The organism is Paraburkholderia phytofirmans PsJN (genome assembly GCF_000020125.1).
Classification (GTDB): domain Bacteria; phylum Pseudomonadota; class Gammaproteobacteria; order Burkholderiales; family Burkholderiaceae; genus Paraburkholderia; species Paraburkholderia phytofirmans.
Window position 1 is genome coordinate 3165254 of the sequence record NC_010681.1, and the last position, 24917, is coordinate 3190170.

Here is a 24917-nt window from a genome sequence, read left to right on the forward strand (position 1 = left end):
ACCGATAGCTAAACCAGAGGATTCAGGGTAATCACATGCTAAAAGTTACAAAGGCGGTTTTTCCGGTAGCAGGTCTTGGCACCCGGTTCCTCCCGGCCACGAAGGCGAGCCCGAAAGAGATGCTCCCGATTGTCGACAAGCCGCTGATCCAGTACGCGGTGGAAGAGGCAATGGCGGCCGGCATCACCGAAATGATCTTCGTCACGGGCCGCAGCAAGCGCGCGATCGAGGACCACTTCGATAAGTCGTATGAAATCGAGGCGGAACTCGAGGCACGCGGCAAGGACAAGCTGCTGGAACTCGTGCGCAGCATCAAGCCGAGCCATGTGGACTGCTTCTACGTGCGTCAGCCGGAAGCGCTGGGCCTGGGCCACGCGGTGATGTGCGCCGAAAAGCTGGTGGGCGACAACCCGTTCGCCGTCATTCTCGCGGACGACTTGCTGTACGGCACGCCGCCCGTCATGACGCAGATGATCGAGGTGTTCGACCACTATCACAGCTCGGTGATCGGCGTCGAAGAGATTCCCGCTCAGGAAACCAAGTCGTACGGTATCGTCGACGGCAAGGAGTGGGAAGACTCGATCATCAAGATGTCGGGCATCGTCGAGAAGCCGGAGCCGAGCGTGGCGCCGTCGAATCTCGGCGTGGTGGGCCGCTATGTGCTGAAGCCGCGCATCTTCGAACATCTGCGTGCGTTGAAGCCGGGCGCGGGCGGCGAATTGCAGCTGACGGACGCAATCCAATCGCTGCTCGCCGACGAACAGGTGCTGGCGTACAAGTATCACGGCACGCGTTTCGACTGCGGCAGCAAGCTGGGTTATCTGAAGGCGACCGTCGAGTTCGCCTTGCGTCACCCGGAAGTGGCTGCCGATTTCGAAGAATATCTGCGCACGCGTTCGCCGGTGCTGGAGGGTTGAGCGGCTTTGAGCCGGTAGCCTCTCGGTAGCGTTGAACCGAAGTCAAAAGGCGCTGTGCCCGCATTCGCGGGGACAGCGCCTTTTGTTTTTTGCGACCCTCTCACGAGTGAGCGCGTTGCTGCGTCGGCTTTAGCGGCGCTTCATCAGGAAGGTGAAAACCTTGTCGTGCGCGGAGCTTTCGACGATTTCATTGCCGGTTTGCCGGGCAAACGCGGCGAAATCGCGCTGCGAGCCCGGGTCGGTGGCGAGCACCTTGAGAATCTGGCCGCTTTCCATATCGGCGAGCGCCTTCTTGGCGCGCAAGATGGGCAGCGGGCACATGAGGCCGCGTGCATCGACTTCCTTGTGAATCTGAATTTGCATCGATGATGACCTTCGGACTGGGGCGTGTTTTTTTGACGCTGGAGGCTTAAATTCTACAGCAGGGTTGGTGGGGTTGCCGGCGGGGCGGTTTTTTTTGGCTGTTTGCTTGGTGCTTTGGCCTTTCCTTGAAATCTTTGTGGTTTATTAGCGTTGCCCCTGTGCGGGGCGGCACTGTAGTGGTCAAGCCTCTTTGGACACCCACAAAGGGTTTTTTCAATAAATCGAAGTTTCGTACCGCACTGGCGGCAGATTGTTTGCCGCCGAATGAATGCGCCGGTAGTTGTAGAAGTCTGCGATGTAGCCCGCGATATCGCGGCGGGCGAGTTCGTGGTTGCCGTATTCCTGTTCGCCAATCCATTCACTCTTCAGGCTTCTGAAGAAGCGCTCGACCACCGCGTTGTCCCAACAATTCCCCTTTCTGCTCATGCTCTGGACGATCCCGTTCGCCTTCAGATCGCCCACGAAGCGCTCGCTGGTGTACTGGCAGCCCTGATCGGAGTGGAACATCAGCCCGGCTGCCGGGCGCCGCTTCTGCCGGGCCTGCTGTAGGGCCTGGATGACCAGTTCCGTATCCGCCTGCAAGGCGAACGCCCAGCCTACGATGCGGCGCGAGTGCAGATCCATCACGATGGCCAGATAGGACCACCCCTGACGCGTTCTCACATACGTGATATCGCCTGCCCATACCCGGTTGATCGCGCCCGGCTCGAATTGCCGCTCAAGCAGGTTAGGTGCAATCAGGGCTTCACCCTCGGCCTTGCGATACCGGTGCGTTCGCCGCCTGGCCACAGCCAGTTGCGCCTCGCGCATCAGTGAACGCGCCCGGTAGCGTCCGATTGCATAACCCTGCTGCTGCAGTGCCTGCGCCATCCGGCGACTGCCGTAACTGCTGCGGCTTTCGCTATGAATCTGACGCACGGCCTTCAGCAGTGGAGGCGATGCGCCCGGTTTGGGCGGCCGCGCAGCAAAGGCGTAATAGCTGCTTCGCGGCACCTTCAGCAAACGGCACATCAGACTCACCGGCCAGGCCTTCTTCAGCGAACGGATCACTTCGAGGAGCGATCCATTTCCTTGACGAAGAAGGCCGTAGACTTTTTTAGTATCTCGCGCTCCCGCTCAAGCTCCATCACGCGCGCTTCCAGCTCACGGATGCGTCGCTGGTCGCGCTGGATCTGCACGTCGCTGCGTGGCGGCTCAGCCTGCTGCGCACGCCACTGCGCCACCCAGCGCCGCAAAGCCGAGTCGCCCACGCCCAACGCCTCGCAGGCCTTGGTGATTGGATAGCCCTGCGCAACCACCAGTTGCACTGCCTCAGCCTTGAACTCGTCTGTCAGGTTCCGTCTGCCCATGTCTCTCACCTCAGTTGGAGAATTATCCCCTTTAGAGATGTCCAGGACCATTGGACCACTACACACTCCCTTTCTTTGCCGCCGCAAAGAAAGGAAGCAAAGAAAGCGGCTTCACACCGCCAGCTTTTAAGCGGGTCCCCCGCGCAGCGACGGTAGTGGCACATCTGGAAACCGTACCCTCGCGCATTCCGCGTTTGTGACAAGGCGCTCATTCTTCCGGCGGCGCTGCGCGCGCCATCGCGGTCGTTCGGCAAGACCTCGGTCGGTTCGATGCCATGGGCCTTCAAAGAGCCGTGGACGGATTGCCCGCATTGCGGCTTGCCGGGTGCTCCGCCTCTTCGCGCGACTGTTCTCGTCCCGCCATTTTCCGCGTCCCACAGCGCCTCCCGTTGCGCCGGCTCCATCCCGCCCGCGCGACTTCAGACCGCCGGCCGTTTCGCGGCATCGCCGGGGCGAAGCCGGCGACCCCAACCGCGCACGCGAATCGCGACGGGTTTGGGATGGACCGTTCCGGCGAGCGCGCAGCGCGACGCAGGCGGCATGACTGCCTTGTCACGAACGCGGAATGCGCGAGGGCACAGATTCCAGATGCGCCACTGCCTCCTCCGAGCCGGGGGACCCGCTTATGAGCTGGCGGTGTAAAGCCGCTTTCTTTGCTTCCTTTCTTTGCGGCGGCAAAGAAAGGGAGTGCCGCCCCGCACAGGGGCAACGCTAATGGACCACAAAGATTTCAAGGAAAGGCCAACACAGCAAGCCAACCCAGCCGCGCAGGCAAAAAGCAAAAAAACCTACAACGTAACCGCCTCCCCCCTCAACAAAGACTCCCGCAACGCCACCCCAATCCGCGTAGCCTCCACCGCATCAGCGAGTGAAGCACCAGCACCAGCCTGCGCAGCCGAAGCCCCCACCCCACCCCGCACCGCCGCAACAAACGCCCGAGCTTCAAACAAAAACGCATCCTCGAACCGATCAAAAAAATTCGGCGTGCACTCGTTCCGAATCCCCGTGGCGTCATAAATCTCCACCCGATTCGCCCGCGGATTACGCCCAATAGCCAGCGCGCCGGCCGTGCCGATCACTTCGCTATGCGTATCATTCCCATGCGCCTGCGTCCGCGACGCATAAAACATCGCCAGCTTGCCGCCCTCGAACTCGCAGATCGCGACACCGTTATCGACATCGCCGAACTCACGCAACCCTTCATGCATCACCGCGGCCCCCGCGGCAAACACGCGTTTCGCACGCGGCTTGCCAAGCAGCCAGCGCGCGACATCGATATCGTGCACCGTGCAATCGAGAAAGATCCCGCCAGAGGTCGCCGCAAAACGCACGAAAAAACCATCGCTGTCGTTCTGATCCGCAGTCTGTGAGCGCACCAGAAACGGCCGGCCGATCTTGCCGGCTTCGATCTTCTCGAATGCGTCCCGATAGCTCGGATCGAAGCGCCGCATAAAACCAATCGTGGCCTGCAAATGCGGATAACGCGCGGACTCGGCCAGCACCCGCTCGCACTCGGCAAGATCCAGCGACAAAGGCTTCTCACAGAACACATGCTTGCCGGCTCGCAACGCATCGACAATCTGCTGCGCGTGCAACGACGACGGCGTGACGAGCCACACCGCATCCACTTCGCGGTCACCCAGCAACTCCGCATAATCCTCGTACAGACGCGGCGCGGGCAACGCTTCTCGCGCCCATGCCCGCTCTTCTTCCACCGGACTGCAGGCTGCCACGAGCGACGCGCCCGGCACGCGATACGCCAGATTCTCCGCGTGCCGCTTGCCGAGACGCCCGAGGCCGACCACGCCCACACGAACCCGCGGCGCGGCGGCCGTCATCACGAGGCCTCGCCGAGTTTGATCGCGCGGCCCTCGCGCCACGACCGGGTCGCGGCTTCAGCCAGTTCGAGCGCCTTCAAACCGTCGGCTACAGTTGTACGCACCGGCTTGCCATGCGTCACCGCATCGAAGAAATGCGCGATTTCATGCGCGTAAGCGGCGCGGTAGCGTTCGAGGAAAAACGCTTCCGGCACGTCGCTCGACACCTCGGTTTTCGAATAGGCCGTGACTTCCGTGGGCCGCACATTGCCCGCTTGCAACATGCCGTGGCTGCCCAGTACTTCGAAACGCTGGTCGTAGCCGTAGGCGGCACGGCGCGCGGTATTGATCTGGCACAGGCGGCCGCGCTTCGTGCGGATCGTCACCGCGGTCGAATCGATATCGCCCGCCTCTGCAATCGCCGGGTCGCTCAGACAACTGCCGGTGGCGTGCAGCGTCTCGGCCTCGTCGTCGAGAATCCAGCGGAAGATGTCGAAGTCGTGAATCAGCATGTCCTTGAAAATTCCGCCGGAATGCTTGATGTACTCGACCGGCGGCGCGCCCGGATCGCGGCTCGTCACCACCAGCATTTCCGGCGTGCCGATCTCACCCGCATCGAGCCGCGCCTTCAACGCCGAGAACGTCGGATCGAAGCGGCGCTGAAAACCGATCATGCACACCACGCCCGCGCGCTCCACCGCATCCGCGCAAGCCCGCGCGCGCTCCAGCGTGAGATCGACCGGCTTCTCGCAGAACACATGCTTCTTCTGCGCGGCGGATTGCAAGATCAGATCGGCATGCGTGTCGGTGCTCGAACAGATCACGGTCGCGCCGATCGACGCATCGCCCATCGCGCCGTCAATATCGGCAACCTGCGCGCCATGCTCGGCGGCGAGCGCCGCGGCGGCTTCACGATTCACGTCGACCACATACTTCAGCCGCACGCCCGGCTGCCGCGCAAGATTCGCCGCATGAATCTTGCCGATGCGCCCTGCGCCGAACACCGCCACGTCGATCGTCTTTGCCCCATCAGTCATCGTATCCTCCAGTATCTTTGGATTCTTCAACATTCAATTCGAGCTTGTACGCGAGCGCGATGAACAACGCCTGGCACAAACAGATCGTGCTGGTCAGCGAGCGAAACGCAAACGCGCTGCCCTCTTTCACATACAGTTGCGTACTGGCATAACGCGCAAGCGGAGATAGTTGGCTATCCGTAATAACGAGCGTCTTCGCCTGATGATGATGCGCCACTCGCAAGCAATACTGCGTTTCCTTGCCATAGGGCGCGAAGCTGATTGCGATCACCACATCGCCCTTCTTCACACTGCGAATCTGTTCGCGGTACATGCCGCCGAAACCGGACACCAGATGCACGCGTTTGGGCGTGTGCTGCAGCGCGTAGACGATATAGCTCGCCACCGGAAACGAGCGCCGTACGCCGATCACGTAGATGTTGTCGGCCTGTTGCAGCATCTTCACCGCGGCGTCGAACTCCTTGTCGTCGAGGCCCGCTTCGAGTTCTTCCAGAGCGCCGCGCGAGGCCGCGATGAATTCGCGCGCCACCGAACCGCCGGACAGCGCGCCAGGCTTCTCGTCGATCAGCTTGCGAATGCGCTGCTGATAACTCGGCGACGAACTGCCCTGCCCCGTGTAAGCCTGGCGAAACACCGCCTGCAGGTCGGAGAAACCGGAAAAGCCGAAGCGCTGCGCAAACCGCACCACGGCGGACGGATGCACGCCACAGCTCGCGGCAATGTCGCTGGTGCGGTCCACCATCACGCTCGATCGATGCTGCTCGATATACGTCGCGACATTCTTCAACTGACGCGGCAACGCGTCGTAGTTTTCCGCGATGCGCTGCATCAATTCTTCGACGCTTGGCAATTCCTCGGTGCTCTCTTCCGCCATGGTTTTCTCTCGGGTGCTTTATTGCAGTGCGGCAGCGGCCTCAAACCGGCGCCACACGGCCTCCTGACGCTGCCGATTATAGGCAGCCGCCCCGTCAAATGGAACGTATTTTCCATTTTTATTTGTAATGAAATTTTCATTGCAACGTCTTGGAAGATCGCCTAATCTTGGTCGTGAGCGATGGCGCTTTGGTGGCAACACCCGGGTTTGTACGCAGATGCAAAGCCGCCCGCCAGACGCTCCCTTCAAAAACGACATACCGAGAAAGGTGGAGACAATGAGACTTTGCAAGGGCAAGGCTACGCTCAGGATTCTGGTGACGGCATTGACGTTGGCGACGGGATTCGGCGCGGCCTCGGCCGCCCGCGCGGCTGACGCGCACTTCGTGCTGATCAGCCACGCGCCGGATTCGGATTCGTGGTGGAACACCATCAAGAACGCCATCAAACAGGCCGACGAGGACTTCAACGTCGAGACCGACTATCGCAATCCGCCGAATGGCGACATCGCCGATATGGCGCGTCTGGTCGAGCAGGCCGCCGCGCGCAACTACGACGGTGTGATCGTCACCATCGCCGACTTCGACGTGCTGAAGAGCTCGATCAACAAAGTCACCGCGAAAAAGATTCCGCTCGTCACGATCAATTCCGGCACGGAGGAACAGAGCGCGCAACTCGGCGCGATCATGCACGTGGGTCAGCCCGAATACGTGGCAGGCAAAGCCGCCGGTGAGAAAGCCAAGGCAGCAGGCGTGAAGTCGTTCCTGTGCGTGAATCACCTCGCCACCAACACCGTGTCGTTCGACCGTTGCCGCGGTTTTGCCGAGGCGATCGGCGTCGATTACAAGTCGTCGACCATCGACTCCGGCCAGGACCCGACCGAAATTCAATCGAAGGTCAGCGCGTATCTGCGCAACCATCCGAACACCGGCGCGATCCTGACGCTCGGACCGACCCCGGCTTCGGCCACCTTGAAAGCGGTTCAGCAAATGGGTCTGGCGGGCAAGATCTACTTCTGCACGTTCGACTTCTCCGACGACATCGCCAAGGCGATCCAGAACGGCACGATCCAGTTCGCGATCGACCAGCAGCCGTATTTGCAGGGCTATATCCCCGTGGCCGTGCTGGCGATCGTGAAGAAAGAGCACACCACCGATCCCGCGAAGATCCGCCAGATTCTCGAAGCCAATCCGAAGTTCAAGGAACGGCTCGCAACCTATGGCCTCGCACCTTCCTATGGGCCGAAGAACATTCGTTCGGGCCCGGGTTTCATCACCAAGGAAAACCTCGACAAGGTCATCAAGTACGCAGGGCAGTATCGCTGATTCTTTTCTTTAGCTAGTCACGCGCACGGCGGGCACCGCTTCGATTCGCAGCGGGCCGCCCGCCGCCACCGCGCATTTCACCGGCTGTCGTTCTCGCCTCGCATCCTCGCGTGCGAGCCGCACACGGCCGGGCTCCAAGGAGACATCATGGGTGTAGCCGGCAAACACTTCCCACCGCACGTCAAGACGAATACCGGCGAAGCAGCGCCCTCGCTGCCCGATTCGGATGAACGGTTGCGCAAGGAATCCCGATTCGGCCATGTGCTGAATCGCCCCGAATTCGCCGCGATTTCCGGCGCGGTGCTGGTGTTTCTCGTTTTCGCGCTGACGGCCGGCAACTCCGGCATGTTCAATCTCGACGGCGTAATGAACTGGTCGCAGGTCTCCGCGTATCTCGGCATTCTCGCCGTGGGCGCCTGTCTATTGATGATCGCCGGCGAGTTCGATCTCTCCATCGGCTCGATGATCGGTTTCTCCGGCATGATGGTCGCGATTCCCTCGGTGTACTTTCACTGGCCGATTTCGCTGGCGATTCTCTTCGCGTTCGCCGGCTCCATGCTGCTCGGCGCGCTGAACGGCTATCTGGTGATGCGTACGCGCCTGCCGTCGTTCATCGTCACGCTCGCGTTTCTGTTCATCCTGCGCGGCCTCACCCTCGCGCTCTCGATCATGTTCGCGGACCGCACCATCGTCTCCGGTGTCGGCGACCTCGCGCAGCAGGACTGGTTCGCGAATACGCTGTTTCACGGCGTCGCGCTGAACGGTCTGTTCACGATGCTCGCGCGCCATGGCATCGGCACCATGCTCGATAACGGCCACGCCCTCGTGCCGGGCATTCCCAAGGTGATTCTGTGGTGGCTCGGACTCGCGGCAGTGTGCGCGTTCGTGCTGGCAAAAACGCGCGCCGGCAACTGGATCCTCGCGGTAGGCGGCGACGCCAACGCGGCCAAGAATGTCGGCGTGCCGGTGCGTCGCGTGAAGATTTCGCTGTTCGTGTTGACCGCGTTCTGCTCATGCCTGTTCGCGGTGCTGCAAGTGTGCGACATCGGCTCGGCCGCGGCCGACCGCGGCTTGCAGAAGGAATTCGAAGCGATCATCGCCGCAGTGATCGGCGGCACCTTGCTCACGGGGGGTTATGGTTCGGTGGTCGGCGCGTGTTTCGGTGCGTTGATCTTCGGCGTGGTGCAGATCGGTATCACCTACACCAACGTCAGTTCCGACTGGTTCCGCGTGTTCCTCGGCGTGATGCTCCTGATCGCCGTGCTATTCAATCACTATGTGCGCCGCCGCGTCTCGCAGGCGTAAGGAGGAGACGAACATGTCCGATATGAATACCGCGGCGAACGCCTTGCCTGAATCGAACGCAAACGCGAACGCGAATGCCACCGCAGCCGCGCCGCAGGAAGACGTGATCCTCGCGCTGGAGAACGTCAACAAATACTTCGGCAAGGTCATCGCGCTAAGCGGCGTGACCTTGCGCCTGAAACGCGGCGAAGTGCACTGCCTGCTCGGCGACAACGGCGCGGGCAAGTCGACGCTGATCAAAACGCTTGCCGGCGTGCATCAACCCTCTTCCGGACAATATCTGGTGGACGGCAAACCGGTGCTGTTCGAGTCGCCCAAAGATGCGCTCGATCTCGGCATCGCCACCGTGTATCAGGATCTCGCGCTGGTGCCGCTACTCTCCGTGGCGCGCAACTTTTTCATGGGACGCGAGCCGCAAAAGAAGTTGTTCGGTTTCCTGAGCGTAATGGACCTCGAAACGAGCGCCACCACCGCGCGCGACAAGCTCGCCGAAATGGGCATCAACGTGCGCGACGCGCATCAGCCGATCGGCACCATGTCCGGCGGCGAGAAGCAATGTCTCGCGATTGCGCGGGCGATTCACTTCGGCGCACGTGTGCTGATTCTCGACGAGCCGACCGCCGCGCTCGGCGTGAAGCAGAGCTTCAACGTGCTCAAGCTGATTCACAAAGCGCGCGCCAAGGGCATCTCGGTGATCTTCATTACGCACAACGTGCACCACGCGTATCCGATCGGCGATTCGTTCACGGTGCTCAATCGCGGCAAATCGCTCGGCACGTTCACCAAGGAAACCATCAGCAAGGACGAAGTGCTCGACATGATGGCCGGCGGCGCCGAGATGCAGAAGATGATCGGCGAACTCGAAGGCGCGACGATCTGATTCATTAGCGCGGCGGCCCGGCACAGTCGCGCCGGCCGCCGCGCCTAGCTATTCAGGAAACTTCATGGATCAATCCATCACATCCAGCGGCGTCACATCCGCTTCGGCGCCGGCCACCGGCAGCCGCTTCGCGCCGGGCCGCAGCCGCGATATCGTCTGCCTCGGCCGCCTCGCTGTCGATCTGTACGCGCAGCAAGTCGGTGCGCGACTCGAAGACGTGTCGAGCTTCGCGAAGTATCTCGGTGGCTCGTCGGCGAATATCGCGTTCGGCTGCGCGCGGCTCGGCCTCGCCTCGTCGATGCTGGCGCGCGTCGGCAACGATCACATGGGCCGTTTTCTCACCGAGACGCTCACCAAGGAAGGCTGCGACGTCAGCCATGTGCGCATCGATCAGGAGCGCCTGACCGCCCTCGTGCTGCTCGGCTTAAAAGACCGCGATACTTTCCCGCTGATCTTCTATCGCGAGAATTGCGCGGACATGGCAGTCGACGAAGCGGATTTCGACGAGGCCTACATTGCGTCATCGAAGGCGTTGTTGATCACCGGCACGCACTTTTCCACCGAACAGGTGAACCGCACGAGCCGCCGCGCGCTGGACTACGCGCGCCGCAACCAGGTGCGCACCGTGCTCGACATCGACTATCGCCCGGTGTTGTGGGGTCTCACCGGTAAAGCGGACGGTGAGACGCGCTTCGTCGCGAGCGAAGGCGTCACTGCGCATTTGCAGCGCATTCTGCCGCTGTTCGATCTGGTGATCGGCACCGAGGAGGAATTCCGCATTGCAGGCGGCAAAACCGAACTGGTCGACGCACTCGCGATGGTGCGAGCCGTCACGCCGGCCACACTGGTACTGAAACGCGGACCGATGGGCTGCCAGATCATCGACGGCGCGGTGCCCGCCTCGCTCGACGACCTGCCGATTCACGGCGGCGTGGAAGTCGAAGTGCTGAACGTGCTCGGCGCGGGCGATGCGTTCGCCTCGGGCTTTCTCTCTGGATGGCTGCGCGATCAACCGCTCGAAGCCTGCGCGCGCATTGCAAACGCGAGCGGCGCGCTGGTCGTCTCGCGCCACGGCTGCGCGCCGGCCATGCCGACGCCCGCTGAACTCGACTACTTCCTGCGCGAAGCGAAAGCGGATCCGCAGCGCATGCGCCGCCCGGATCGCGACGCAACGCTCGCACGGCTGCATCGCGTCTCGCCGGCCCGCAAACAATGGGACGAAGTGCTCGGCTTTGCCTTCGACCATCGCAACCAGTTCTTCGAACTCGCGCAGCAAACCGGCGCTGACGATGCGCGTATTGCGCGCCTGAAGGGTCTGTTCGTCGAAGCCGTCGCGCAAACCGAAAGCGCGTTGGGTTTGCAGAACCGCATCGGTGTGCTGATCGACGACCGCTATGGCCAGGACGCGCTGAACGCAGCGACTGGGCGCGGCTGGTGGATCGGGCGGCCGGTGGAACTGCCGGGCTCGGTGCCGCTCGTGTTCGATCATGGCCGTTCGATCGGCACCACGCTGATCCCGTGGCCGCAGGAACATATCGTGAAGTGCCTCGTGCAATTCCATCCGGACGAACCCATCGAGCAGCGGCTCGAACAGGAAGCGCAACTGCGCGCGCTCTACGACGCGACGCAAGCAAGCGGCCATGAATTGCTGCTCGAAGTGATTCCGCCGAAACACGCGCATCTGCCGCAAGCGCCGGACACCGTGTATCGCGCGTTAAAGCGGCTGTACAACATCGGCATCTATCCCGAGTGGTGGAAGCTCGAACCGATGGACGCCGCGCAGTGGCGCAACGTCGATGCGCTGATTGCCGAGCGCGATCCGTATTGCCGGGGCGTGGTGCTGCTCGGTTTGTCGGCGGCCGTCGAGCAGCTGGACGAAGGCTTCCGCGCGGCGGCGCAATCGGCGACGTGCCGCGGCTTCACGGTCGGACGCACGATCTTCCATGAGCCGAGCCATGCGTGGCTCGCCGGAGAAATCGGCGACGACGAGTTGATCGGGCGCGTGCGCCGCACCTTCGAAACACTGATCGCTTCGTGGCGTGCAACGCGTGGCGCAAGCGCCGCGCAGTCCAGCGCACCGAAGCCTGTCCATCAGGAGCAAGCCGCATGAATCAGCGCGTAGTGCATCACGAAGCGGCGTCCGCCAATGACGCCAGCCATGCCAGCACGCGCACGGACGGCACGGTGCGCCTGACGACCGCGCAGGCACTGGTCCGCTATCTCGCCGCGCAACGCGTCGCGACGGAAGACGGCGAAGGCACCGAGCCGCTGTTCGGCGGCGTGTTCGCCATTTTCGGCCACGGCAACGTGGCGGGGATCGGCGAGGCGCTGTATCAGCACCGCGAAGAGTTGCCCACTCTACGGGCTCACAACGAGCAGGCGATGGCGCATAGCGCGATCGCCTATGCGAAGGCGCATTTCCGCCGCCGCATGATGGCCGTCACGACGTCGATCGGACCGGGCGCCACCAACCTCGTGACCGCGGCGGCGCTCGCCCATGTGAACCGTTTGCCGGTGCTGCTGCTGCCCGGCGACATCTTCGTTTCGCGCGCGCCCGATCCCGTATTGCAGCAAGTCGAAGACTTCCACGACGGCGGCGTCTCCGCCAACGACGCGCTCAAGCCCGTGTCGCGCTACTTCGACCGCATCGTGCATCCGGCGCAATTGCTGAATGCGTTGCCGCGCGCGGTGCGCGTGCTGACCGATGCCGCCTTGTGCGGGCCTGTCACGCTCGCGTTGCCGCAAGACGTGCAGGCGCAGGCATGGGATTTCCCAGTCGACTTCTTCAAGCCGCGCGTCGTCACGTTTTATTCGCCCGCGCCGCGCGCCGATGAAATCGAAGCCGCGATCGCGCGTCTGCGTCATGCGAAGCGGCCGTTGATCGTTGCGGGCGGCGGCTTGCTCTATGGCCGCGCAACCGACGCGCTGCACCGTTTCGCCACCACGCATGGCATTCCAGTGGCGGAAACCCAGGCCGGCAAAGGCGCGCTCGCGTGGAACGATCCGCTGAACGCGGGCGCGTTGGGCGTGACCGGCTCGCCCGCGGCGAATGCGCTCGCGCACGACGCCGATTGCGTTCTCGCCATCGGCACGCGCTTGCAAGACTTCACGACCGGCTCGAACACCTTGTTCACGCAAGCCGACGTGATCGCCGTCAACGCCAATGCGTTCGACGGCCTCAAGCAACGCGCGCAAGTGGTCGAAGCCGATGCGCGTCTCGCGCTCGAAGCGCTCGCCGAACCGCTGCAAGGCTGGCACGCTGACCGCGCGTGGACCGCGCGCGCGCACAAACTCGCGGCAAGCTGGCGCGATACGGTCAGCACGCTCACGCATGCGCCGCAGCGCGATACCGTGCTGCCTTACGAGGGCGACGTGATCGGCGCCGTGCAGCGTTCGAGCGCCAGTTCACCCACGAACGATATCGTCGTCTGCGCGGCCGGCACGCTGCCCGCCGAGTTGCACAAGCTGTGGCGCGCGGGCAAACCGGGCGCGTATCACGTCGAGTACGGCTACTCGTGCATGGGCTACGAGATTGCCGGCGGCCTCGGCGTGAAGCTCGCGCGGCCCGCGCGTGAAGTGATCGTGATGGTCGGCGACGGCAGCTATCTGATGATGAACAGCGAGATCGCCACCTCGGTGATGATCGGCGCGAAGCTGATCGTCGTGGTGCTCGACAATCGCGGCTATGGCTGCATCAACCGCTTGCAGCAGGCGTGCGGCGGCGCGCCGTTCAACAATCTGCTCGAGAACTGCATGCAAGGCCCGCTCGGCGCGCCGAAGATCGATTTCGCCGCGCATGCGCGAGCGCTCGGCGCGCAGGCCGAACACGCGGCGAATGTCGCCGAACTCGCAGCCGCATTGCAACGCGCCCGCGCGGCGGATCGCACTTACGTGATCAGCATCGATACCGATCCCGCCCACACCACCGACGAAGGCGGCTGGTGGTGGGAAGTGGCGGTGCCGGAAGTCTCGACGCGCCCCGCCGTGCGCGACGCGCGCGCGAAATACGAAACGCAACTCGCCGCCCGCGCCGAACCGGCCGGCTCCGCGCAGAACACCGGCTCCACCGACAACGAATGAGGACGTCCGCATGACTGCTTTCGACGTACGTATCGGCATCAATCCGCTCTCGTGGATGAATGACGATCTGCCTTCGCTCGGCGGCGAGACGCCGCTCGAAGTGGCGCTGACGGAAGGCCGCGAGATCGGCTATCAAGGCTTCGAACTCGGCAACAAGTTTCCACGTGAACCGCAGGCGTTGAAGTCGCTGCTCGCGCAATACGATCTCGCGCTCGTCTCCGGCTGGTATTCCGGACGCCTCGCGCGACGCAGCGTCGAAGAAGAAATCGCGGAGGTCGGCCCGCATCTCGAACTACTCGCGCAAAACGGCGCGACGGCGATGGTGTACGGTGAGGTTGCCGATTCGATTCAGGGCGCAGCGCAACCCCTTTACCAGCGCCCGCGCTTTTTCAGCGAGAAGCAATGGGCCGACTATGCGGCCCGTGTCGACGAATTCGCACGTTATACGCTGAGCCGCGGCGTGCGGCTCGCCTATCATCACCACATGGGCGCCTATGTCGAAACGCCTGCCGATGTAGACCAACTGATGGCGCGCACCAGCGACGCCGTTGGCCTGCTGTTCGACGCGGGACACATCACGTTTGCCGGTGGCGATCCGCTCGCCGTGCTCGACAAACATATCGGGCGCGTTTGCCACGTGCATTGCAAGGACGTGCGCCCCGCCGTCATGAAGCTCGCGCGCAATCGCAACTGGAGTTTTTTGGACGCGGTCATCGCCGGCGCCTTCACGGTGCCGGGCGACGGCGCGGTGAATTTCCCCGCGATCATCGAGCGCCTGAAGCGGCACGGTTATTGCGGCTGGCTGGTGGTGGAAGCCGAACAGGATCCGGTCGTGGCGCCGTCGTTCGAGTACGCGCAGAAAGGCTACAAGACGTTGCGCGCGCTGGTCGATGCGCCGCTCGACGGCACAGAGCAGGAGGCAGCATGAGTTTATTGGTGAAGGCGCAGCGCGAAGGCCAGACAATCGCGCGAGTGACACCGGAGTCGGCGTGCTGGCGGTATGTCGGTTTTGCCGCTTACCGGCTGGGTGAGAACGAGGTCGTGCACGTATTCGAGCCGTCGCGTGAAACGTGCATCGTCGTGCTGACGGGCGCCGTGGATATCGAAACCGCGGACACCAAATGGAGTTCGCTGGGTTCACGCGACAGCGTGTTCGAAGACGCCGCGCCGTATGCGGTCTATCTGCCGCCGAATGTGCGGATCACGGTACGCGCCTGCCGCGATGCCGAGATCGGCGTGGCGAGCGCACCGGCCAAAGGCGAACTACCGGCGCGGTTGATCGAGCCGGGTTCGATGAAACGCTCGACACGCGGCAAAGGGCTGAATACGCGATATGTATGCGACATTCTTCCGCAGACCGAGCCGGCGGAGTCGTTGTTGGTGGTGGAAGTCAGGACGCCTGGCGGACACGCTTCGAGCTACCCGCCGCATAAACACGATACCGACAATGTCCCGCACGAGAGCTCACTCGAAGAGACTTACTATCACCGGCTCGATCCGCCGCAAGGGTTCGCGTTCCAACGCGTGTACACCGACATGCGCGACATCGACGAGTCGATGGCCGTCGAGAATCACGACGTCGTGATGGTGCCGCGCGGCTATCATCCGGTGATCGTGCCGTATGGGTACGACTCGTATTATCTGAACGTGATGGCGGGCGGACAGCGGGTCTGGCATTTCCGCAACGACCCGGCACACGAATGGATTATCAATAAGGATGCCTGATGTCGCAGCCTGCGCGGCGCTCTTGGGAAGCACCGCACAGGCTATTTTCTAACGGCCAGATCGACATCCAGGCCGCCGTCTTCACCCATCTTCACCGTGCCCTTCGACACGTCCTTGCGATAACCGTACAGATCGAACTTCATCACGCCGGGGTTCGAACTGTCCTTAATGAAGGTGCGCGTATTCGTCACCAGCGAGTTGAACATCTTCACGTCGCCGGACTCGATCCAGACGAAGCTCTTGCCCGCGCCCGCGGGCGGCCTCGCGGCGGCGACGTTGCCGTCGCGCTTGAACTTCAGCACGAGGCCTTCGTCGGTGACCGTCGCGCTGGCGAGACGCCCTTGCAAAACCGGCGGCGGAAACACGGTGTACTGATCGAACACCAGCTCATTGCCCTTGAGCGCCACACCCTTGCGCGTGAACGGCGTGAGCGACGCGAGCGGAATATCCAACGCGCGCAGCAAGCCGGCCTGCGGCACGCCGAGCACCTTCACCGACGTCGGTTGATACACGAGATGCCGCTCGTCTTTCGCGACGATCGAACCGCTCATCGTGGTCGGCAGCCACACACCAGGAAAGTGATTCCATAACTTGATGCCGCTGCTCACTTCCAGTTTGCCGTCCACCGGCTTCAACTGCAAATCGTTGAGCGAGCGCGGCTCGTAGTCGAGCAGGTAGTCGTTGAAAAGCGCGGCCATCGCGGGCCACGGCTCCACGACCTCGCCGCTGATGATGCGGATATCGTACTGATCGGGATCGTCCAAGTCGACTGGTTGTCCCGGTTTTTTCGGCACCATCTGCGCGTCCAGCGTGCGCACGTGAAAACCGATGCGCCCCGACACATAGAAGTCGACATTCTCGACGTGAATCAACGGTGCGGGTCCCGACGAATGACGCTCGTTGCTCAACGCGGAACCCGGCGTCGCCATACTTTGCCCCGAGAATGCCGCGCGCGTGCCGACTGGAATCGCGCGCGCCACCGCGGCGGTCCGCATCGTCTGCGGCACGTGTTGCCAAACGAGGCGCGCCTGCGCGAGCGCGGCCTGCTGCGCGCGGATGAAGCTGTCGTTAAAGCGCGCGCTCGCGCTGCCGGTTTGCAGAGCGGTGTCTTTGTCCGCGCTGGCTAGCGTCGTATACGACGGCAGATGCACGTCCAGCGCGCCCGCTTCGTCGAAGGTGAAATAGCCCGCCGCCATCTGCTCGCGATAGTGGTACAGATCCAGCACGAACGGCGCTTTGCCGTCGACCGGCGTGAGCGCCATGTCGATGTTCATCGGCATCGAACGCATGAATTTAACGTCGCCGCCTTGCACCAGCATGCCGCGGGCGGGCATCGTCGCGGGCCAGACGATGTTCGGCACGCTCCGGTCGTCGAGCGTGAAGCGCACGCCCGCAGCGCTAGTTTCAATCTGCGTGATGGTCATATGCAACGCGGGCGGCGGCGTCAATTTGGCCACTTGCATCACGACGTCGTCGCCCTCAAGGCGCGCGATCGGCGTGTCCACTTTCAGCAGGTCGGCCATCTTCACGTGCGCGGCCTGCATCAGCTTGTCCGCGCCGACGCCGGCCACTTCGACGTGATCGGCGTGAAAGACGAGTTCGTCGGGGTTGCGCATCGACAGCGATCCGCTCAGCACGATCGGCACCCAGGTATCACGATGCATTTCGCCGGTAATGCGCAGATTGCCGCCGTCCTGCGGCATGACACGCATGTTGCGCAAAGGCGAGCCCTGATACTGGAACAGATAACGGTTGAAGATCGCCGTGAGCTTCGCGGTGTCGAGCGTCACATGGCCGCGGTGGACGTTGATCGTCACGCTGGTCGGATCGTCGAATACGATCGGCTGGCCGGGACGCGCCGGGCTCAGCGTCGCCGCCATGTCGTGAATCATGAAGCCGATGTCGCCGGTCACGCGAAAGTCGACATCGCGCGCGAACATCAGCGAGCCGTCGATGCCGGAATCGCGCAGCGTCAGCGGACGGCTGCGTTTTTCAGTCATTCCGCTCGCCGATGGCACGCGCGCAGCGATGCTTTGCTCCACGGCGAGTTGTTTCGCCTTGGCGAGTTCGAGGGCGGGTCGCGTCGACGAAGCGGGTCGAGCGGCGAGCGCAGTGTCCGGCGATGTCGTGACATTCGCGCGGACGCCGGTGGTGCTGGCTTCGTTGCTTGATGCACTGGTTGTCGCGTTCGCGGAATTTGACGGCGCAGACGCCGTATCGCTGGTTGTCGAGCTCGCGTCGGCGCAGGCGGACATCAGCAGCGCGGCTGTCATCAACGTGGCGCCCGCGCAGATCGGCGTGTACCACCAGGCGTAGTTCGACCTCAGACCTTGCAGCGAGTGCGTCGATGTCCGCGGATCATTCGCCGACGCCACATGCAATGCGCGTCTCTGTCTCATGATGTCTCCTCCTGAAGCCGTGACGCGTTCTTCGCGCGCCGGGCACGACATGGTTCGTCGCGCATACCGCGGCTTTAAACAGCAAGCCGCCGTCACGCGTCTTTACCCGATTGTCTTTATTTGTCAGCGCGCTGCCGACAAGATTTCTGGAGGACGCTCACCAAACGATCAAGCGTTTGAATCGCAGCGGCGGGCGAGCGGAGAGCCGCGTGCACGGGGCGTGAGCGACGCGTGGACAAATCGGATTCAAACGGCACGAATGGCGCGATTCGAGCGGTCTGCGCGGACCCGGCGACTCATTCGACGCAAGAAGCATTCGGCAAGGACAGCACAACGGCCACCCATCACCGCGCGGCGCCGCAATAAAACGCCGCTAGCGGACGTCGATCGATCAACCGACGCCGAGCCATTCCCGCATCACGTCCGCCCGCTGCACGAACGACGCGAGCGCGCCGTCGAACACGATTTCGCCGTGCCCCATCACCGCGACGCGGCTGGCGATGTCCTGCGCAATCACGAGACGCTGCTCGATCAGCAGCATCGCCACGCCGCGATCGCGCAAAGTCCGCAAGCACTGCGCGACCTGCTCCATCACGAGACTCGCGAGACCCTCACCGGGTTCGTCGATAACGAGCAGATCGGGATCGCCAAGGAGCGCGCGAGCGAGTGTCAGCATCTGCTGCTCGCCGCCCGAGAGCGCGCCCGCGCGCGTGCGCTTTCGTTCGCGCAGTATGGGGAAAAGCGCGTAGGCATCGTCGAAGGTGAAGCGCGGCGCGCAGCCGCGATCCCGTGGCGCGACGCCGAGTTGCAGATTCTCGTGCACGCTCAGCGCCGGAAATACGTCGCGATGTTCGGGCACATAGCCGAGTCCGAGACGCGCGATCTCGAAGGTGCGCAGACCGCCGAGCGGTCGGCCCGCGAAACGCAACTCGCCTTCGCTGCGCACGAGGCCCATGATCGCGCGCGCGAGCGTCGAGCGGCCCGAGCCGTTACGGCCGACCAGCGCCAGCACTTCGCCCGCTTCGATGCTGAGCGTGACGCCGTGCAGCGCCTGGCTCGCGCCGTACCACGCGTTCAGCGCGCGAATCTCCAGCAAGGCGCTCATGTGCCGAATCCTTCGCCGAGATAGGCGGCGCGCACTGTCTCGTCCGCGCGGATCGCCGCCGGCGTGCCGCTCGCGATGATGCGTCCTTGCACGAGCACCGAAATGCGATCGGCGATCGCGAAGACCGCGTCCATGTCGTGCTCGACCATCAACAGCGTGCGGCCCGCCGTGGTCTCGCGAATCAGTTCGATGGTGCGCGCCGCTTCCGCGCGATTCATGCCGGCCGTCGGCTCGTCGAGCAGCAAGGTATGCGCGCCGCCCGCGAGCGCGATGCCGAGATCGAGCGCGCGCTGCTCGGCATAGCTGAGCGTGCCGGCCTGAACGTGGCGGCGCTCGGTCAGGCCCACCGCGTCGAGCACTTGTGCGGCGCGCGCGTCGACCGTTGGCGAGCCGCTGAAACGCTGCCACCAGCGCGTGCGGTCACGCTCAGCCAGCATCGCCGCGCAGCGCAGGTTGTCGAACACGCTGAGGCGCGTGAACACGCTGGTGCTCTGGAAGCTGCGCGCAAGTCCGCGACGCGTGATCGCGGCCGGCGCGAGCCGCGTGATCTCGGCGCCGAACAGATCGATGCGCCCCGCGTTCGGCCGCGCGCCGCCGGCGATCAGATTGAAGAGCGTCGACTTGCCCGCGCCGTTCGGACCGATCAGCGCGTGACGCTCGCCCGGTTGGATCGCGAGATCGACGCCGCGCAGAATCCGCGTCGAGCCGAAGCGTTTTTCGATGCCGTAGAGCGCGAGCGCGGGGATCATCGCGAGGCTCCGGTGGTGGGGGTGACGCTTGAATGCGTAGTTGCGAGATGCGCTCGCGCGCGAATTGCCGGCAGCGGGATCGTCAAGGCACCGGCGGTGCGCGTGGCGCTTGAGCGCGTGGTGGCGAGATGCGCTTGCCTGAGAATTGCGAGCGCGGAGATCATCGCGAAGCTCCGGCGGTGGGGGTGACGTTTGAGCGTAATGCTGCGAACAACGCTTGCGCGCGCCTCGCGTAATGAGCGGCCAGTCCTCCCAACGCGGCCAGCACAAAGACCGTGGCGCCGAAGTAAACCGGCGACGCGATGATCCACGACGGCACGCCAGGCACACTGAATACCGCGCCGTCGCCCGCATCGAATTGCGCGGCGTAGGCCCATTGCACGGCGAGCACGGCGGCCACGCTCCACAGCAATGCGGCAACCGCGCCCCACCCATACGCAGCCCCGCACCGGCTCCAACCGTGCGCGGCCACCCGCGCCATAAAACGCCGCGCGAAGCCCGCCAATCCATCCGGCGACATCATCACGATCACGATAAAGAACAGCCCCAGATAAAACAGCCAGGCGCGCGTGACGCTCGCCACCGCGACGCTGAAAAACGTCAGAACGACCGCACCCGCGACCGGCCCGAAAAACGCCGCCGTGCCGCCGATCACCGTGGCGATCAACACCGCGCCCGAGCGCATCATGCCGACGCTTTCCGTCGACACCAACTCCACATTGATCAGCGCCAACGTCCCCGCGATACCCGCGAAAAACGCCGACATCACCACGACGCCGTAGCGAACGCGGCGCGGGCAGCAGCCGATCGCCGCAGCCCGCACGGGGTTGTCGCGCACCGCATTGGCAAGCCGCATGAAAGGCGTGCGCGAAAGCGCGAACATCATCGCGCACGCGAGCAGGCACCACACCGCGATGAGCGCATAAGCCTCGCGCGCCGGGCCGAAGCTCCAGCTTCCCAGCGGCACGCCGCTCGCGCGATCGATCGCCACGCCCGCCTCACCGCCGAACCAGTCGGGCAGCGTCCACGCCGCAGCCGCGACGAGTTCGCCGAGACCGAGCGTGATCATCGCGAAGGCCGTGCCGGCGCGCCGCGTCGATATGAAGCCGAACAGCACGCCGCACAGCGCACCGCCAATTCCGCCGACCAGCGGCAGCAGCGCGAGCGGCACGCCGATCCGGTTGAACACCTGCGCGGCCATCAGCGCGCCCAGGCCCGAGTAAGCGGCATGACCGAACGACAGCAGCCCCGTCTCGCCGAGCAGCAGGTTGTATGAAAGCGCGAACACGATCATCGTCGCGGTCTGCGCGAGATAGGCGAGCAGCCAGCTTTGCGGCCAAACAAAGGGAGGCACCGCAAGGAACAGAATCAGCGCAAGCCACGGCGCGAGCACGCGCCAACGCGCATGCGGCTCGGCCTTGGATTTCGCTGACGATCCGCCGGCTTCACGCATGATCGTCGCGCCGTCCGAACAGGCCGCGCGGGCGCAGCGCCAGCATCGCCACCAGCAGCAGATACGGAATCAGCGGCGCGAGTTGCGCGAGCGTCAACGCGTCCCATTCGACGGGGAGCGTGGCATCGAAGATCGACAGCACGTCGCCCAGCGACACATTGCTCGCCACGGCCAGCGTCTGCACGCAACCGACCAGCAGCGACGCCGCCAGCGCTCCACCCAGCGAACCCAGCCCGCCGATCACGACCACCACGAACACGATCGAGCCGAGCGACTCCGCCATTCCCGGCTCGATCACGAAGAGCGGCGCGCCGATCACGCCGGCCAGCGCGGCGAGCGCCGTGCCGGCCGCGAACACGCCGGTGAACACGCGCGGCACGTTGTGGCCGAGCGCTTCGACGGCGCTCGCGTGCGTGAGCGCGGCGCGCACGATCAGCCCCGCCTTCGACACGCGCAACACCGCGAACAGTACGGCGAGCATGGCGAGCGACACCGCCATCATGAACGCGCGGTAGCGGGCGAACGCCGCGCCGTAGACGGTGAAGAGCGGCCCGTCGAGCACCGCGGGCACGGTCGCGGACAACGGGCTCAGGCCCCAGCCGAGCTTGACCAGTTCGCCGAGCAGATACGCGGCGCCGAACGTCAGCAGCAACTCGGCAAGATGGCCCTGCACGCGCACCCGCCGTAACAGCCAACGCTCGAGCGCTGCGCCGATCAGCCCGACGACGAGCGGCGCGACGACCAATGCGCTCCAGAACCCCTCGCGCGCCGCCACCGAAAACCCGACATACGCGCCGAGCATGTAAAAACTCGCATGCGCGAAGTTCAGCACGCCGAGCATGCTGAAAATCAGCGTCAGGCCCGCCGACAGCATGAACAGCAGCAAGCCGTAACTGACGCCGTTGAGCAGATTGATGACGAACGACTGCACGCGCCTAGTCCGGCTGTTCTGCAACGCTCAACGGTTCGAGCGCCGCGCGCAATTCGGCGGGCAGATTGACCGGGCGCCGTGTGACACGATTCACATACACATGCACGAAGTGTCCTTGCGCGGCGGGTTGATCTTCGCCTTCCTTGAAGAGACCCACCTGATAGCGCACGCTCGAGGTGCCGAGCCGTATCACGCGCAGACCCGCGTCGATCCGCTCGGGAAACACCACCGGCGCGAAGTAGTTGCACTGCGTCTCCACCACGAGGCCGATCGTCTCGCCCCGCTCGAAATCGAGCACGCCGGTGCGAAGCAGATACTCGTTCACCACGGTGTCGAAGTAACTGTAGTAGACGACGTTGTTCACGTGACCGTAGACGTCGTTATCCATCCAGCGGGTAGGGATCGTTAGGAAATGCGGGTAGGCGCCGCGCGGGGCGGATGCGGGTTTGTTCATGCTGGCGTGGTCGTCTCGGACGTTATCGTGAACGTTGTGCGGCTAGTTGTTTTCGTCAATGCGAGTCGGGCAGTACGCGCTGCGAGCGCTTTCGCTAACGGTGCATGATCAGGCAGGAAATATTAACCATGCCGCGGCGAATTTGTCACTCGGCTCACTGCCCCGGTCTTTCGACGAACTCGAACGGCAGGCCGCGCCGCCGCATCCATTCGCCGAGCGCCTGGCCGGTGCCCGCGCGCCACGGCCGCAATTTGGCCGGCTCGACCAGCCGGTACTCCAGCAATTCCGGCGACAACGCAATCGTGCCGTACGCCTTCACGTGATACGCGATGATCAGTTCGTTCTTGCGAATGAATTCGTACACGCCGATCAGTTCGACCGTCTCCGCACGCAACGAGGTTTCCTCGAGCACTTCGCGGGCAATGCCCTCTTCCGGCGTCTCGCCGTTTTCGAGGAAGCCCGTGATCAGCGCGAACATGCCCTCCGCCCAGGCGGCATTGCGCGCCAGCAGAATCTTGCCTTCGTATTCGACGATCGCCGCCACCACCGGCAGCGGGTTGTTCCAGTGGACGTAGCCACACGTCGGATCAGGGCAGCTCTGGCGGATGCGGCCGCCTTCGTGTTCGGCGTCGGCGCGCTGGGTCAAAGGCGTGGCGCAGCGTGGGCAAAATCGGTATTCGGTCATGGCGAAGAGGACGTCTCGTTTGTCTTGTGTGATGGCTTGTAGCTTCTGGGTGTGACGCTCGGTTTGCGCTTGCCGCTTGTTGACGCGGCACTACGCCGGACTAGATGCGTGCAAGAGCGGATTATTGTGGCTTCTGCTGCGAGGAATCCGGTATTCGCATTCCGCCCTGCTCGGCGCGCGCGATCGTGTTGAAGATCGCCTTCCAGCCAGCGCGAGGATCGGTGCTTCGCGGGTCGGTGGACGATACGACGCGATCCCGAGTTGCCGTTTCCGCGGGTTCGGTCGCGTGCTCATCCCGCAAACTCCCTCCGAGCACTCACGCCGCGCACAACTCGCGCACCTCGGCGGCGAACCGCTCGACCGTTTCCGGCTGCGTATCCCACGCGCACATCAGCCGGCAGCCGCCCGCGCCGATGAATTCGTAGAACTTCCAGCCTCGCGCGCGCATGGCCTTGGCGGCTTGCGCGGGCAATTGCGCAAAGACTGCGTTCGATTCTCCGGGGAACATAATGCTCACGCCCGGAATTTCCTGCAACCGCGTTTGCAGCAGTTGCGCCATCGCGTTCGCGTGACGCGCGTTGCGCAGCCACACGTCGTTGTCCAGCAGACCGAGCCAGGGCGCGGAAATGAAGCGCATCTTCGAGGCCAGTTGGCCGGCCTGCTTCAGGCGGTAAGCGAAATCGTCGGCCAGCGCGCGATCGAAGAACACCACCGCTTCACCCACCGGCAAGCCGTTCTTGGTGCCGCCGAAACACAGCACGTCGACGCCCGCGCGCCAAGTGATCTCCGACGGATGCACGTCCAGCGCGGCGACCGCGTTGGCGAAACGCGCGCCGTCCATGTGCACTTTCAGATGACGCCGTTTGGCGATCGCCGCGATCGCCCGCACTTCCTCGACGCTGTAGACCGTGCCGACTTCCGTCGACTGGGTCAGCGTGACGACTTTCGGCTTCGGGTAATGGATGTCGGCGCGGCGGGTGACCACGGCTTCGATCGCATCCGGCGTGAGCTTGCCGCCGATGCCCGGCGCGGTCAGCAGCTTCGAGCCGTTCGAGAAGAACTCCGGGCCGCCGCATTCGTCGGTCTCGATGTGCGCGAGCTCGTGGCAGATTACCGAGTGATACGACTGGCACAGCGACGCGAGCGCCAGCGAATTGGCCGCCGTGCCGTTGAATACGAAGAACACTTCGCAGTCGGTCTGGAACAGTTCGCGCAGACGGTCGCACACCTGGTTGGTCCAGGAATCGTCGCCGTAGGCCGGCTCGTGGCCGCTGTTGTTGGCGGCGATCAGCGCGTCGAGCGCTTCGGGACAGATACCGGCGTAGTTGTCGGACGCGAAATGTTGCATGGCGGGCGGCGCGTCCGGCGATGGGCGCGCTGGGATGACGGGAAAGCGGTCATTTTAGTGCGCGCTGCGGTTATTTGTTTTCCGGCGGATGCAGCGTGGGCAGCGACGCCTTTATCGATGTG

The 24917-nt window shown here is 63.7% G+C and carries 22 protein-coding genes; 9 read left to right on the plus strand and 13 right to left on the minus strand.

The genetic code is table 11. The features are described 5' to 3' along the window. Positions 1-35 precede the first annotated feature (35 nt). On the plus strand, positions 36-917 hold the full coding sequence (gene galU, locus BPHYT_RS13860; RefSeq protein WP_012433783.1) for a UTP--glucose-1-phosphate uridylyltransferase GalU: 882 nt from the start codon (positions 36-38) through the stop codon (positions 915-917). 129 nt (positions 918-1046) lie between these two features. Here galU and BPHYT_RS13865 read toward each other — a convergent pair whose 3' ends face one another. The 5 genes from BPHYT_RS13865 to BPHYT_RS13890 all read right to left on the minus strand — a co-directional run bounded on the left by BPHYT_RS13865 (position 1047) and on the right by BPHYT_RS13890 (position 6357). Further along, a complete protein-coding gene (locus BPHYT_RS13865; RefSeq protein ID WP_041759012.1) occupies positions 1047-1274 on the minus strand; it encodes a sulfurtransferase TusA family protein in 228 nt (75 codons plus the stop codon). 219 nt (positions 1275-1493) lie between these two features. Further along, positions 1494-2629 (minus strand): IS3 family transposase gene (locus BPHYT_RS13870; RefSeq protein WP_238535650.1). Its coding sequence is split into 2 segments (ribosomal slippage): positions 1494-2371 and positions 2371-2629, totalling 1137 coding nucleotides; the frame shifts between segments, so codons are not numbered across the junction. 788 nt (positions 2630-3417) lie between these two features. Further along, complete coding sequence (locus tag BPHYT_RS13880) at positions 3418-4467, minus strand: Gfo/Idh/MocA family oxidoreductase (RefSeq protein WP_012433785.1); 1050 nt, start codon at positions 4465-4467, stop codon at positions 3418-3420. Beyond that, a complete protein-coding gene (gene iolG / locus BPHYT_RS13885) occupies positions 4467-5483 on the minus strand; it encodes an inositol 2-dehydrogenase (RefSeq protein ID WP_012433786.1) in 1017 nt (338 codons plus the stop codon). Before iolG ends, BPHYT_RS13880 begins: the two co-directional genes overlap by 1 nt. Beyond that, positions 5476-6357: a MurR/RpiR family transcriptional regulator gene (locus BPHYT_RS13890; protein WP_012433787.1), complete on the minus strand. Its 882-nt coding sequence runs from the start codon at positions 6355-6357 to the stop codon at positions 5476-5478. The genes iolG and BPHYT_RS13890 overlap by 8 nt, the downstream gene beginning before the upstream one ends. 277 nt (positions 6358-6634) lie before the next feature. Between BPHYT_RS13890 and BPHYT_RS13895 the strand changes: the two genes are divergently transcribed. From BPHYT_RS13895 to iolB, 7 genes are all read left to right on the plus strand, one after another. After that, entirely contained in the window at positions 6635-7681 is a 1047-nt protein-coding gene (locus BPHYT_RS13895) for a sugar ABC transporter substrate-binding protein (protein ID WP_012433788.1), read from the plus strand. 147 nt (positions 7682-7828) lie between these two features. Further along, entirely contained in the window at positions 7829-8986 is a 1158-nt protein-coding gene (locus BPHYT_RS13900; protein ID WP_012433789.1) for an ABC transporter permease, read from the plus strand. A 13-nt stretch (positions 8987-8999) separates the two neighbouring features. Continuing rightward, complete coding sequence (locus BPHYT_RS13905) at positions 9000-9866, plus strand: ATP-binding cassette domain-containing protein (protein ID WP_012433790.1); 867 nt, start codon at positions 9000-9002, stop codon at positions 9864-9866. 64 nt (positions 9867-9930) lie between these two features. After that, on the plus strand, positions 9931-11976 hold the full coding sequence (locus tag BPHYT_RS13910; protein ID WP_012433791.1) for a bifunctional 5-dehydro-2-deoxygluconokinase/5-dehydro-2-deoxyphosphogluconate aldolase: 2046 nt from the start codon (positions 9931-9933) through the stop codon (positions 11974-11976). Next, positions 11973-13946: a 3D-(3,5/4)-trihydroxycyclohexane-1,2-dione acylhydrolase (decyclizing) gene (iolD, locus tag BPHYT_RS13915; RefSeq protein ID WP_012433792.1), complete on the plus strand. Its 1974-nt coding sequence runs from the start codon at positions 11973-11975 to the stop codon at positions 13944-13946. The genes BPHYT_RS13910 and iolD overlap by 4 nt, the downstream gene beginning before the upstream one ends. 10 nt (positions 13947-13956) lie before the next feature. Continuing rightward, positions 13957-14874, plus strand: coding sequence for a myo-inosose-2 dehydratase (gene iolE / locus BPHYT_RS13920; protein WP_012433793.1), 918 nt, complete (start codon positions 13957-13959; stop codon positions 14872-14874). After that, positions 14871-15671 carry a 5-deoxy-glucuronate isomerase gene (gene iolB / locus BPHYT_RS13925; RefSeq protein WP_012433794.1) on the plus strand — a complete coding sequence of 267 codons (801 nt, stop codon included), beginning with the start codon at positions 14871-14873 and terminating at the stop codon, positions 15669-15671. Before iolE ends, iolB begins: the two co-directional genes overlap by 4 nt. Positions 15672-15712: 41 nt before the next feature. Here the strand turns inward: iolB and BPHYT_RS13930 are convergent, their stop codons facing one another. After that, positions 15713-17671 carry a hypothetical protein gene (locus BPHYT_RS13930; RefSeq protein WP_238535595.1) on the minus strand — a complete coding sequence of 653 codons (1959 nt, stop codon included), beginning with the start codon at positions 17669-17671 and terminating at the stop codon, positions 15713-15715. Between the two features lie 127 nt (positions 17672-17798). Here BPHYT_RS13930 and BPHYT_RS39110 point away from each other — a divergent pair, with 127 nt between their 5' ends. Further along, positions 17799-17987, plus strand: a complete 189-nt coding sequence (locus BPHYT_RS39110; protein ID WP_238535596.1) for a hypothetical protein — start codon at positions 17799-17801, stop codon at positions 17985-17987. Positions 17988-18461: 474 nt separating this feature from the next. Here the strand turns inward: BPHYT_RS39110 and BPHYT_RS13935 are convergent, their stop codons facing one another. The 7 genes from BPHYT_RS13935 to BPHYT_RS13965 form a co-directional block, all read right to left on the minus strand. Then, positions 18462-19175 carry an ABC transporter ATP-binding protein gene (locus BPHYT_RS13935; RefSeq protein ID WP_012433796.1) on the minus strand — a complete coding sequence of 238 codons (714 nt, stop codon included), beginning with the start codon at positions 19173-19175 and terminating at the stop codon, positions 18462-18464. Continuing rightward, positions 19172-19924, minus strand: coding sequence for an ABC transporter ATP-binding protein (locus BPHYT_RS13940; protein ID WP_012433797.1), 753 nt, complete (start codon positions 19922-19924; stop codon positions 19172-19174). The genes BPHYT_RS13935 and BPHYT_RS13940 overlap by 4 nt, the downstream gene beginning before the upstream one ends. 160 nt (positions 19925-20084) lie before the next feature. Next, positions 20085-21377, minus strand: coding sequence for a branched-chain amino acid ABC transporter permease (locus BPHYT_RS13945; RefSeq protein ID WP_012433799.1), 1293 nt, complete (start codon positions 21375-21377; stop codon positions 20085-20087). Further along, positions 21370-22308 carry a branched-chain amino acid ABC transporter permease gene (locus BPHYT_RS13950; protein WP_012433800.1) on the minus strand — a complete coding sequence of 313 codons (939 nt, stop codon included), beginning with the start codon at positions 22306-22308 and terminating at the stop codon, positions 21370-21372. The genes BPHYT_RS13945 and BPHYT_RS13950 overlap by 8 nt, the downstream gene beginning before the upstream one ends. A 4-nt stretch (positions 22309-22312) precedes the next feature. Then, entirely contained in the window at positions 22313-22762 is a 450-nt protein-coding gene (locus tag BPHYT_RS13955; RefSeq protein ID WP_012433801.1) for an acyl-CoA thioesterase, read from the minus strand. Between the two features lie 154 nt (positions 22763-22916). Then, positions 22917-23447, minus strand: a complete 531-nt coding sequence (locus BPHYT_RS13960; protein ID WP_012433802.1) for an NUDIX domain-containing protein — start codon at positions 23445-23447, stop codon at positions 22917-22919. Positions 23448-23763: 316 nt separating this feature from the next. Continuing rightward, positions 23764-24795: a threonine aldolase family protein gene (locus BPHYT_RS13965; protein ID WP_012433803.1), complete on the minus strand. Its 1032-nt coding sequence runs from the start codon at positions 24793-24795 to the stop codon at positions 23764-23766. Positions 24796-24917 lie beyond the last annotated feature (122 nt).

Bases quoted from the DNA above. Each gene is read 5' to 3' on its own strand.
- BPHYT_RS13905 (WP_012433790.1), top strand. From the start codon at position 9,000: ATGTCCGATATGAATACCGCGGCGAACGCCTTGCCTGAATCGAACGCA.
- BPHYT_RS13965 (WP_012433803.1), bottom strand. From the start codon at position 24,795: ATGCAACATTTCGCGTCCGACAACTACGCCGGTATCTGTCCCGAAGCG.
- BPHYT_RS13895 (WP_012433788.1), top strand. From the start codon at position 6,635: ATGAGACTTTGCAAGGGCAAGGCTACGCTCAGGATTCTGGTGACGGCA.
- BPHYT_RS13910 (WP_012433791.1), top strand. From the start codon at position 9,931: ATGGATCAATCCATCACATCCAGCGGCGTCACATCCGCTTCGGCGCCG.
- BPHYT_RS13935 (WP_012433796.1), bottom strand. From the start codon at position 19,175: ATGAGCGCCTTGCTGGAGATTCGCGCGCTGAACGCGTGGTACGGCGCG.
- BPHYT_RS13955 (WP_012433801.1), bottom strand. From the start codon at position 22,762: ATGAACAAACCCGCATCCGCCCCGCGCGGCGCCTACCCGCATTTCCTA.
- BPHYT_RS13945 (WP_012433799.1), bottom strand. From the start codon at position 21,377: ATGCGTGAAGCCGGCGGATCGTCAGCGAAATCCAAGGCCGAGCCGCAT.
- iolD (WP_012433792.1), top strand. From the start codon at position 11,973: ATGAATCAGCGCGTAGTGCATCACGAAGCGGCGTCCGCCAATGACGCC.
- galU (WP_012433783.1), top strand. From the start codon at position 36: ATGCTAAAAGTTACAAAGGCGGTTTTTCCGGTAGCAGGTCTTGGCACC.
- iolG (WP_012433786.1), bottom strand. From the start codon at position 5,483: ATGACTGATGGGGCAAAGACGATCGACGTGGCGGTGTTCGGCGCAGGG.
- BPHYT_RS13940 (WP_012433797.1), bottom strand. From the start codon at position 19,924: ATGATCCCCGCGCTCGCGCTCTACGGCATCGAAAAACGCTTCGGCTCG.
- BPHYT_RS13900 (WP_012433789.1), top strand. From the start codon at position 7,829: ATGGGTGTAGCCGGCAAACACTTCCCACCGCACGTCAAGACGAATACC.
- iolE (WP_012433793.1), top strand. From the start codon at position 13,957: ATGACTGCTTTCGACGTACGTATCGGCATCAATCCGCTCTCGTGGATG.
- iolB (WP_012433794.1), top strand. From the start codon at position 14,871: ATGAGTTTATTGGTGAAGGCGCAGCGCGAAGGCCAGACAATCGCGCGA.
- BPHYT_RS13890 (WP_012433787.1), bottom strand. From the start codon at position 6,357: ATGGCGGAAGAGAGCACCGAGGAATTGCCAAGCGTCGAAGAATTGATG.
- BPHYT_RS13930 (WP_238535595.1), bottom strand. From the start codon at position 17,671: ATGACTGAAAAACGCAGCCGTCCGCTGACGCTGCGCGATTCCGGCATC.
- BPHYT_RS13960 (WP_012433802.1), bottom strand. From the start codon at position 23,447: ATGACCGAATACCGATTTTGCCCACGCTGCGCCACGCCTTTGACCCAG.
- BPHYT_RS13880 (WP_012433785.1), bottom strand. From the start codon at position 4,467: ATGACGGCCGCCGCGCCGCGGGTTCGTGTGGGCGTGGTCGGCCTCGGG.